General features: G+C 60.1%; 13 protein-coding genes and 1 pseudogene. 5 read left to right on the forward strand and 9 right to left on the reverse strand.

The features are described 5' to 3' along the window. Nucleotides 1-454 (reverse strand): gamma-glutamylcyclotransferase (locus tag MOV61_RS25255; RefSeq protein WP_247138562.1); only part of this gene is annotated, 454 nt, incomplete at its 3' end. 239 nt (nt 455-693) lie between these two features. Between MOV61_RS25255 and MOV61_RS25260 the strand changes: the two genes are divergently transcribed. Further along, nucleotides 694-1,581 (forward strand): alpha/beta fold hydrolase, encoded by an 888-nt coding sequence (locus MOV61_RS25260; protein WP_408962430.1) that lies wholly within the window; start codon nt 694-696, stop codon nt 1,579-1,581. A gap of 20 nt (nt 1,582-1,601) precedes the next feature. Next, nucleotides 1,602-1,748, forward strand: a complete 147-nt coding sequence (locus MOV61_RS25265; protein ID WP_157885083.1) for a hypothetical protein — start codon at nt 1,602-1,604, stop codon at nt 1,746-1,748. Between the two features lie 9 nt (nt 1,749-1,757). Here the strand turns inward: MOV61_RS25265 and tam are convergent. Then, nucleotides 1,758-2,523, reverse strand: a pseudogene (gene tam / locus MOV61_RS25270) (trans-aconitate 2-methyltransferase). A gap of 194 nt (nt 2,524-2,717) precedes the next feature. Here tam and MOV61_RS25275 point away from each other — a divergent pair. Further along, nucleotides 2,718-3,602 carry a branched-chain amino acid aminotransferase gene (locus tag MOV61_RS25275; RefSeq protein ID WP_038548897.1) on the forward strand — a complete coding sequence of 295 codons (885 nt, stop codon included), beginning with the start codon at nt 2,718-2,720 and terminating at the stop codon, nt 3,600-3,602. A gap of 36 nt (nt 3,603-3,638) precedes the next feature. Here the strand turns inward: MOV61_RS25275 and MOV61_RS25280 are convergent, their stop codons facing one another. The 4 genes from MOV61_RS25280 to MOV61_RS25295 form a co-directional block, all read right to left on the reverse strand. Further along, nucleotides 3,639-3,956 carry a type II toxin-antitoxin system RelE/ParE family toxin gene (locus tag MOV61_RS25280; protein WP_038540980.1) on the reverse strand — a complete coding sequence of 106 codons (318 nt, stop codon included), beginning with the start codon at nt 3,954-3,956 and terminating at the stop codon, nt 3,639-3,641. After that, a complete protein-coding gene (locus MOV61_RS25285; RefSeq protein ID WP_038540984.1) occupies nt 3,953-4,240 on the reverse strand; it encodes a hypothetical protein in 288 nt (95 codons plus the stop codon). The genes MOV61_RS25280 and MOV61_RS25285 overlap by 4 nt, the downstream gene beginning before the upstream one ends. A 132-nt stretch (nt 4,241-4,372) precedes the next feature. Continuing rightward, nucleotides 4,373-5,104, reverse strand: coding sequence for a sulfite exporter TauE/SafE family protein (locus MOV61_RS25290; protein WP_038548900.1), 732 nt, complete (start codon nt 5,102-5,104; stop codon nt 4,373-4,375). Nucleotides 5,105-5,270: 166 nt separating this feature from the next. Next, nucleotides 5,271-5,585 (reverse strand): hypothetical protein, encoded by a 315-nt coding sequence (locus tag MOV61_RS25295; RefSeq protein ID WP_247037767.1) that lies wholly within the window; start codon nt 5,583-5,585, stop codon nt 5,271-5,273. Nucleotides 5,586-5,774: 189 nt separating this feature from the next. Here MOV61_RS25295 and MOV61_RS25300 point away from each other — a divergent pair, with 189 nt between their 5' ends. Then, the gene (locus MOV61_RS25300; protein WP_038540989.1) at nt 5,775-6,377 is read left to right on the forward strand and encodes a superoxide dismutase; all 603 of its coding nucleotides are present in this window, start codon (nt 5,775-5,777) and stop codon (nt 6,375-6,377) included. A gap of 58 nt (nt 6,378-6,435) precedes the next feature. On the opposite strand, the gene MOV61_RS25305 is transcribed toward MOV61_RS25300, so the two are convergent. After that, the gene (locus MOV61_RS25305) at nt 6,436-7,230 is read right to left on the reverse strand and encodes a DUF1828 domain-containing protein (protein ID WP_247138564.1); all 795 of its coding nucleotides are present in this window, start codon (nt 7,228-7,230) and stop codon (nt 6,436-6,438) included. 597 nt (nt 7,231-7,827) lie between these two features. On the opposite strand from MOV61_RS25305, the gene MOV61_RS25310 reads away from it, so the two are divergent. Continuing rightward, the gene (locus tag MOV61_RS25310) at nt 7,828-8,670 is read left to right on the forward strand and encodes a metallophosphoesterase (protein WP_247138565.1); all 843 of its coding nucleotides are present in this window, start codon (nt 7,828-7,830) and stop codon (nt 8,668-8,670) included. A 2-nt stretch (nt 8,671-8,672) separates the two neighbouring features. On the opposite strand, the gene MOV61_RS25315 is transcribed toward MOV61_RS25310, so the two are convergent. After that, entirely contained in the window at nt 8,673-9,317 is a 645-nt protein-coding gene (locus tag MOV61_RS25315) for a ThuA domain-containing protein (protein WP_247138566.1), read from the reverse strand. A 96-nt stretch (nt 9,318-9,413) separates the two neighbouring features. Beyond that, the coding region (locus MOV61_RS25320) for a YafY family protein (protein ID WP_247138567.1) at nt 9,414-9,766 on the reverse strand (353 nt) is incomplete at its 5' end.

The raw sequence follows: 9,766 nt of genomic DNA on the forward strand, positions 1-9,766 counted from the left end.
GGGTGCGGACCGGCAACCAGCGGAACGAGGTGAGGCTGTCGCGATGGCTGACCTCGCGGCGCAGTGCTTTTTCGATCTGGACGCGCTTGTCGTCGTCGGCCACCCGGTAGATCACCCCGTCGCAGCGGCCGCCGCGCGACAGCATCATCATCAGCCCCGGCTGTGCCGGCGAGCCGCGACCGCGCTCGATTCTCAGCGAAAAGGAGCGATGCCAGCCGAACGCGGCGGCCCGCTGGCAGGCGATGCTATCGAAGCCCGGCTTCCAGATCAGCGAGCCATAGGCAAACACCCAAAGCGGATCCTCGCCGATTTCCGCGGCCAGCCGATCGGCGATCTCGATGAAATCGTCGTCGGTCAGCGGCTCCCATGTGGCCGGCTGCCCGGGATCGATCTCCTCGCGAAAGCAAAGGTCGACCAGGTCCTGCGTCAGCGACAATGTGGATGGTTTCGGCATGGCTTCGAACGGCTTTTCGGGCAGGACGACGAAAACGGGAAGGGTCGAGAGTGCAAGCCGAACCGGCCCGAGTCAACCATTTTGCTGCGTTGCGGCTGCAGGCCGGGTGCGTCAAGCTGGAGAACCACCGACGTCACCGCAATGCGAAAAGTCGGCCTGGTGCCACGAAATGGTCACGGAACATTTCCAGCATGAACCTTTCTTGAAGGGCTGGCAGCCAAGGAGCGATGATCATGGACATGACCACCGAAGCCCCCCGGGAGAGGATGCGGGTAAAACACAAGGGGCTCGACCTCAACGGCATCAAGGTGTTTTACCGGGAGGCGGGCAGGGCCGGTGCACCCGTGCTTCTGCTGCCGCATGGCTATCCGTGCTCGTCCTATGAATTCCGCGAATTGATGCCCCGGCTTGCCGATCGCTGGCATCTGGTCGCGCCGGATTTTCCGGGCTCGGGCTATACCGACACGCCCTCCGGCTTTGCCTATGATTTCGATGGTTTCACCGGCTTCCTGGACGAGTTCACGCAAGCGCTCGGTCTCGACCGGTTCGCGCTCTACCTCCACGATTTCGGGTCGCAGATCGGTCTGCGCCTGGCGATTCGGCGCCCGGAGAAGATCGCCGCGCTGATCATCCAGAACGGCGATATCTATGAGGACGCGCTTGGTCCCAAATATGCCGCCCTGCAGGAATTCTGGCGCAACCCGACCGAGGAAGGCCGCCGCAAGATCGCCGGCGCCGTCAACGAGGAGGGTTTCAGGGAGGAGTTCCTCAACGAAGTGCGGCCGGAGATCGCCGAACGCATCTCGCCCGACCTTTGGAAACTGCATTGGGCCCTGATGGATGAGCAGCGGCGGCAGATCGCGGTCGATGTCATCGCCGGGCTGCGCGAGAACGTCGCCTGGTTTCCGCGTTATCAGCAATATCTGCGCGATCGCCAGCCGCCGACCCTGATCGTCTGGGGTCCCCAGGACGGCTACATGCCGGAAAAATCCGCCCGCGCGTTCCTGCGCGACCTGCCGAGGGCGGAACTTCATCTTCTCGATGGTGGTCATTGGCTGCTGGAAACCAATCTCGACGAGGTCGCCCCGCTCATCCGCGACTTCCTTGGCCGGGTACATTCCGGTTGAGGGCCGGGGGAGAGTTTTTGATGCGTTGGCTTTTTATCGCGGTGCTGATGATCCTGGTCGGTTGTGTCCTCAGCATCATCTGGATGAATGATTCTGGTCTCGGCCGGATCGAAGTCACGCAGCCCCAGGCGCAAAACCCGCTGGCCCCGCCACCGGGCACGCCTTGAAGCCGCCCTTCAGGCTTTCACTGCGATGATGAAGAACCGCGGGAAGCGCAACAGCACCCGCCCGTCGGCCATCGGCGGGTAGGCCTTGGCAATGCGGGCGGTATAGTCGGCCGCAAAGGCTTCGGCATGAGCAGGGCCGGCGGCGTCGAGATAAGGGCGGAGCCCGGTCGCCTTGACCCATTCGACGATCGCATGCGCATCGCCAAGCGGATGGTAATAGACCGTGTGCCAGACGTCGACGCGGGCGGATTTAGGCACCAGCCGGTCGAAATAGGCGGCGGGCGGCGGCAGCACCGGCCGGCGAACCCTGCCGCCTTCGAAGGCTGCCTTCCACGGGCCGGCGGCACCGGTCTCCTCCATCAGCGTGTGGCTGGGTTCGGAGAGGTTGTCCGGCATCTGCACGGCCAGCACGCCGCCGGGCGCCAGGTGGTCCATCAGCCGGGCGAGCACGGAAATATGGTCCGGCACCCATTGGAAGACGGCATTGGCGTAAAGCAGGTCGGCCGGCTCCTCCGGGATCCAGGTCTTCAGATCGGCCTTGGTGAACTGCGTGCCGGGCAGGCGCTTGCGCGCCGCCGTCAGCATGTTGTCGTCACTGTCGAGGCCGGTGACATTGGCGACCCCGAACCGTGCCGCGATCAGCTCCGTAGAATTGCCCGGACCGCAGCCGATAGGCGCGAGCCACCGAGGCAAGCGGCACCTGCGCCAGAAGATCGCGCGCCGGCCGCGTCCGCTCGTCCTCGAATTTCACATATTGCTCTGCAGACCATGCCATTTCCGTCTTCCTTCGATCGTGTCTGGCTGGAACATGCCACTCCCGCACCCCGGTCTCCATGGGCAAAATTATCAATTTTTGTGATGATCCATTTCATATTATCGCTTGACCTCGGTGGCGGGGCCGGACTTCACTCACCCCGCAATTTTGAAGCGCCTCATGCGAATGACCCCAGAATGACCAAGGAGACCGCCATGCCCGTCAATACAGCCCCGCGTACCACCACCTGGACGTTCGTGGACGGCGAATGGCTGGAGGGCAATCCGAAGCTGATCGGACCGACCTCGCATGCCATGTGGCTCGGCTCCACCGTGTTCGATGGCGCCCGCTGGTTCGATGGCATCGCGCCGGACATCGACCAGCATTGCCAGCGCGTCAACCGCTCGGCCAGGAACATGGGCATGCAGCCGGTGATGCAGCCCGAGGAGATCGAGGCGCTCGCCTGGGAAGGCGTCAAGAAGTTCGACGGCAAGACGGCGATCTACATCAAGCCGATGTACTGGTCGGAACACGGAATGCCTTACAGCGTCGTCACCGCCGATCCCGAATCGACCCGCTTTGCGCTCTGCCTGTTCGAGGCGCCGATGCAGACCGCCAAACCCTCGTCGCTCACCGTCTCGCCCTATCGCCGCCCGAACCCGGAAGTGGCGATGACCGGCGCCAAGACCGGCAGCCTTTATCCCAATAGCGGCCGTATGATCATGGAAGCGCGCAACCGCGGCTTCGACAATGCGCTCGCCCGCGACATGAACGGCAACGTCGCCGAAACCGCGTCCTCGAACATCTTCATGGTCAAGGACGGGGTGATCATGACGCCGGTCGCCAACGGCACGTTCCTTGCCGGCATCACCCGCTCGCGCGTCATCAACCTCCTGCGCCTCGGCGGTTTCGACGTGCGCGAGATGACGCTGACGGTCGAGGATTTCATGGATGCCGACGAGATCTTCACCTCCGGCAACTATTCCAAGATCGTGCCGGTCAACCGTTTCGAGGAACGCCAGCTCCAGGAAGGCCCGGTCGCCCGCAAGGCGCTGGAACTCTACATGGACTGGGCCCGCTCCCCCGGCGACGAGGCCTGAAACCTCCAGGCGGCGGCGTGTGAGGCAGGCGATAAGTTAGAATTCGTCGTCTTCGACGTCGTCCGCGCCGGTAAGGCTTTTGCCACCATAAAGAATACGAGCAATCGTGACGGTATTCTCATCCACGCGGAAGGCGATGGTTGCCTTTCGGCGATACCCCACGAGCCTCAAGCCCGGCTCTACGTCGTTGCGGAGGGTTCCCCGTTTGGGGAAAGTGCTGAAGCCATTGCAATGGTCAATGATCCTGCGGATATAAGCACGCGCGAAATCATCTCCGGTCTTGCCTGACAGGTAATCGAACAGATCGGCCAGATCCAGACGCGCTTCGAGGGAGAGGATGACTGAATATTTCATGCACCGATCGATCTTCGATCCCTGGTCTGCATGTATTCTTCAAGTTCTTTTCTCGTCTCTTCAATCGTGCGCCCCCTGCTGGGATCGGCATCATGCGCTCTCAGCGCCGGCACGACCTCGTCCCGCAGCCAGCTCTCTATGCCCGCATCATGGTCCGCCAGATACCGCAATCCTTCGGCGACCACCTCGCTTTCGTCAGCAAATTCGCCGGACGCGACTTTCTTCTGGACGAGTTCGGCCATGTCTTCCGGCAGGGAGATGGTAATCGATCGGTTCGGGCGCATCTGTCGGTTCCTGTTCGCGGGCAAGCCTATCACAATCGGGCAAGGGGCGCTATTTCGCCGCCGGGTTTATTAGACCGTTGGGAGCACGGTGATGCAGGCAAGCCCGCGTCCAGTGTCCTCCCATGCCTCCCCTCACACAAGCCGGACCGCGGCCGTGCCGATGATGATCATCGAGACGGCGATCATCAGGGGTTTGACCGGCAGGTAGCGGACGATGAAGGCGCCGATCGGGGCGGCCAGGATGCCGCCGAGGATGAGGCCGAGGGCAGAAGAGAGTTCCGACCAGCCGAGCGCCATGATGAAGGTTGCGGAAATCAGGATGGTGACGGCGAATTCGGTGAGGTTGGTGGAGCCGATCACCTTCTTCGCGTCGTGGCCGCGGCCGAGCAGCGAACTGGTGACGATCGGCCCCCATCCGCCGCCGCCCATCGCATCGAGCAGTCCGCCGGCGCCGCCGACATAAGGCACGATCCAGTCGCGCACGTCGCGCGGAAACTTCGGCTGAAAGGCCTTGTAGAGGATGAATAGGCCGATGGCGATCAGGTAGACCGAGACGAAGGGTTCGATCGCCTTGCCGTCGATATTCGACAGAACATAGGCGCCGATCGCCCCGCCGATCATACCGGCCGGCGCAAGCCTTGCCACCAGCCGCCAATCGACGTTGCGGTTATAGAGATGCGACAGTCCCGAGGCGGCGGTGGTGAAACACTCCGTCACGTGGGTCATGGCGCTTGCAGCCGCGGGCGCGACGCCGATGGCAAGCAGACTGGTCGTCGTCAGCACCCCAAAGGCCATGCCGAGCGCCCCGTCGACGACCTGTGCGAAGAAGCCTATGGCAACGAAGATCAGGAAATCAGACGTCAGGAAGTCGAGCGACATGCAGCCTCCTCTTTGCCACGGGCGTTCGCTTTCAATCCGCAGGCGTGAAGAAAGGTTCCCGTTTTACCCGCGCGGGAAGGTCGCCAGACGAGCGGAAAAATTGTCGGCCCATCGTCGTGGTCGCGCATCTGCGCCGCCTGATCCGGTGAGACTATTTCACTGTCAGCTTGTCTGCGGAGATTTGGCCGCCGATCTCGGCCTTGCGGGTCTTCTTGTCGAAGGCGCAGATCGTGCTGATCGTCACGTTGGCGCCGACCGCCTTGCCGGAGACGATGGCGAGCCCGTAGCTCTGGCTGCCGAAGGGATCGACCAGTGCCTTGCCGTTCTCGATCAGCCCTTTGGCGGCGGTCACGCAGGCCTTGGCCACCTCCGAGCGGAAGTTGGACCAGGCGTCGTCCGAGGCGGCGTGCGTAACGGTGACGCCGGATGCGAGGAGGACGGCGGCAAGAGCAAAAGTGGTCTTCATCAAACGGGCTCCGAATCGTGATCTGGCCCGTTTCTTGTATCTCGAAATTTCAGCAAGTTCTTGACCCGATTGGCTTGATTTTTGGCAAAGTTACCGTTGCCTCTTGGGCCTTGCGCTCCTATGTTCCCGCACGACGCTTTACCCAGGTATCTGCCGAACCCAGGTAGCTATCGAACAAGGAGTAGACCAATGGCTTTCGAACTTCCCGAACTCCCCTACGACTACGAAGCCCTTTCGCCCTTCATGTCGAAAGAGACGCTCGAATTCCACCACGACAAGCATCACAAGGCTTATGTCGACAACGGCAACAAGCTCGCTGCCGAAGCCGGCATGGCTGATCTGTCGCTCGAGGAGGTCGTCAAGAAGTCCTTCGGCACCAACCAGGGCCTCTTCAACAACGCTGCCCAGCACTACAACCACGTCCATTTCTGGAAGTGGATGAAGAAGGGCGGCGGCGGCACCAAGCTGCCGGGCAAGCTCGAGGCGGCGGTCGCCTCCGATCTTGGCGGCTACGACAAGTTCAAGGCTGACCTGATCGCCGCCGGCACGACGCAGTTCGGCTCCGGCTGGGCCTGGCTTTCCGTAAAAGACGGCAAGCTCGTCATCTCCAAGACCCCGAACGGCGAGAACCCGCTGGTTCACGGTGCAGAGCCGATCCTCGGCGTCGACGTCTGGGAACATTCCTATTACATCGACTACCGCAACGCCCGCCCGAAATACCTCGAAGCCTTCGTCGACAGCCTGATCAACTGGGACTACGTCCTCGAACGCTACGAAGCCGCCACGAAGTAGTTCTCCGAAACGGGGGTTCTCGACTTTGTCGAGGACCCCCGCAAAAGAATTCAAGCGACTAGGCAGCTAGTTTGCGTAGACTGTTTACTGCCTGAAGTTCATCATCCCGAAAGAAACGCGTTTGAAGCCCGCGGTTAATCGCGCGTTGAAAACGGCGTTCGCCAATTACAGATAATTTTCGCGTATCTTCAATCAAAGCGATCGTACTAAGAGTATTTTCTTTCCGAATTCTCTCGATTTCGGTGTGTAAAAGCTCTGCTTCCAGAAATTGGGTGGAGCTATTTACTAAGAACAGTCCGATTTTTTTTCCTATTGTTTGACGAGATATTAGAACGATATCGGCCGGAAACTCTGAAAGCTCGGATTCAAGGGCGCTACGTTCTACCATTTCAAAGGTATCGGAGAGAGATTTTCTTATAGCTTCGATCGCGTCTTCCTTAAATGTGGAGCGAATATTTTCTTTTGTCAGCGATTCAATTGTTCTTATTCTGAGAAGTCCCGAGAGAAATCTTACGCTGGCGGCCCCCACATGCTCTAAGGGAATTGAATGAGAGCGAATTTCGAACGTTTCCGTGTCCCAATAAGCACCCGCTTCGGCTAGTAGATTGTCGAGTAGTTGCCTACGCTGGCCGGTTTCGATGTCGATGCCTGATGCAATGAGGTGAGGGAGGAAATCACCGTCATCCTCCAATACTATCCCGTCCTCGGTGTCACGGGCATAGAACGCGATATGGTCACCGCTACCGTCAAAGAACGGCGAATTGATAGCTACGCCTGCCGGAACTGGACGCACAGATATCGCGTCACTGAATGATCGATGCAGCGAACTGAGGATAGATTGGGCGTCGCTCATATGAGGCTTCCCTTTTTATAGTCCATGCGAAAATGTTTTCGAGCCATGTCCCAAAACAAATCAGGTCGTGTTGGCGGGGGCCGCTGTCGGCCTGAGCCTACACCTGGAATTCGTACCGGAACCTTAATGCTGCTTGGGCCAACTTCGAGCCCGCCACGACTGCAATCTGCATGCGCGTGTATCCCAGGGTGGTTTCCATGGAATTCAAGGCGGCTAACTAATGATCCTTCATCTCCAATCTTCTTTATGAGCCATGCTCGCCAATTGTCTTTTTGTTCGTTGACTTCACAAAGGAGTATATACTCATTTTCGGTGCAATGAGCTTGCGCACTCCGCCATTTCCAACCCGGTTTGAGAGGGCGAGTTTTTGGATAGATACCCGAAAAGCGAGGAGGAAGCGGTTCTGATTTCCAGTTTGTGTCACTTGTAATGGTCTTGGCGCGCACTATTAGATGTCTGACACGCATGCTCGGATGTTCCCTTAGGAATATTGTCTTATTCTACCAAAAATATTGCCCTTGGCTAGTCTTAGTTGTATCCCTCGAGGCAGTTACTTTAGTCATATTCTTGTAATTCAACATGCTTACTGCATCCTCTATGCCCCACGAAAAACCGCTCCTCCGCTTCGGCGTGATTGCCGATCCGCAATATGCCGACCTACCGCCATGGCTGGAGATGGACCGTTATTACGCCAACAGTCTCGACAAGCTGCGCCAGGCGATCGATGTGCTGAACGGCGAGGATCTCTCCTTCGTGGTGACGCTTGGCGATCTCATCGACCGCGGCTGGGAGAGCTACGATCCGGTGCTTTCCGTCTATCGGGGCCTGCGCCACGAAAGCTTTCTGATGCCGGGCAATCACGATTTCTTCGTCGCGCCGGAGCAGCTCGATGATGTCCACAAACGGCTCGGCATGCCGGCCGCCTGGCACGACTTTGCCCGAAGCGGCGTCCGCTTCGTGGTGATCGACGGCAACGAGATCAGTCTGTTTTCCACCCCGGAAGGCCATCCGCGCCACACGCTTGCGCAGCAGCGGCTGGAAACGTTGCTGGCCGAGGGCGCGATCAACGCCAAGGAATGGAACGGCGGCATTAGCGACGAGCAGTTCGCCTGGCTGGAGGCGGTGCTTGCGCGCGCCAGTGCGGCGGACGAGAAGGTCGTGGTCATGGGCCACTATCCGCTCTACCCCGAAAACGAGCACAATCTCTGGGGTTGCGAGCGGCTGACCGATCTCTTCGCCCGCTCCGGCAACGTCATCGCCTATTTGAACGGCCATAACCACGTCGGCAATCTCGGCCGTGCCGGAAACACCTGGTACGTCAACTTCAAGGGCATGGTCGATACGCAGGCGGAAAACACCTTTGCCGTCGTCGAGATCTTTGCCGACCGCATCGAGATCATCGGCCACGGCCGCGAGGAAAGCCGCACCCTCGCTCTCTAGGCTCAGCCGCGCGCCGCCCAGGAAAGCCCGCGCCGCAGGATGCTGCGCATCTGCGGATGCTCGAACTCGGCCGCTACATGGCCAAGCGCCGAATAGAAGATCCGTCCCTTGCCGAAATGGCGCTTGAAGACGACGGGCATCGTCACGTTGCGCACCGCCTCGTCATATTCGCCGGTAAAGGTCGTCGTCGCGAGGATTTCGACCGACGGGTCGTAATGCAGGTAATACTGCTCCGACCGGTAGTCGAAATCCGCAATGCCCTGCATCACCGGGTCGTTGGGGCGAGTGACGTTGACGCGGTAGTCGATGATATTGCCGGGATGCGCCACCCAGGTGACCCCGGCAAGATAACGGAAGGCAGCACTCTCCTTGAAGGAGGTTGCAAGCGCCCCGTGGTGACCGCCAAGCCCAAGCCCGCCGCGCACCGCCTCGACGAGCGCATTGGCATCCACCCTTTCCAGCTTTTCGCCGGTAATGATCGGCACCAGCAGGTCGGCAGCGGCGATATTCTGGGAACCGAAGATGCCGAGATCGCCCGTAATCTCGACCGAAAACCCGTCCTCGCGAAGGATGGCGCCGGTAATGCCTGCGCATTCCTCCGGTTCATGGATCTTCAATCCGCCCCAGACGATGATGGCCTTGCGCATTCGATGTCTCCCATGCCCTGCTGATTCCTGACGAAGCGGGCGCACCATAGGGATAAAGCCGCCGGCTGTCAGGGGAGGGCGAAGGTCACGGGGCGGTCACATCGGCGGACTGCTCCAGCCCTGAACCCACAGCGACCGCAGTTTTTCGCCTTCGCCACGGAAGAAATCTTCCGCCAGTTCGCAATGCTCCACCCGGTCGGCGCGAAAATTGCGGATCGCCTGCCTCAGTTCGCACCAGGCGACGATATTGGCCGTCTGCGAATAATAGATCAGCGCCACCGGCCGGATCGTCCGTTCCGTTGCACGTGCATATTCGTCGCGGTAGTCGAGCGCCAGCTTCTGTTCGTCGCGGATCGCCCGGCGCACCATCGCCAGGTCAAGCGCGTCCGGCACCGGCGCGACCGAGCCCCAGGCATGCAGCGCATTGGCGGAAAACGTGCCGGCAAGCG

Origin of the sequence: Neorhizobium sp. BETTINA12A (assembly GCF_023006485.1) — a bacterium.
GTDB lineage: Bacteria > Pseudomonadota > Alphaproteobacteria > Rhizobiales > Rhizobiaceae > Neorhizobium.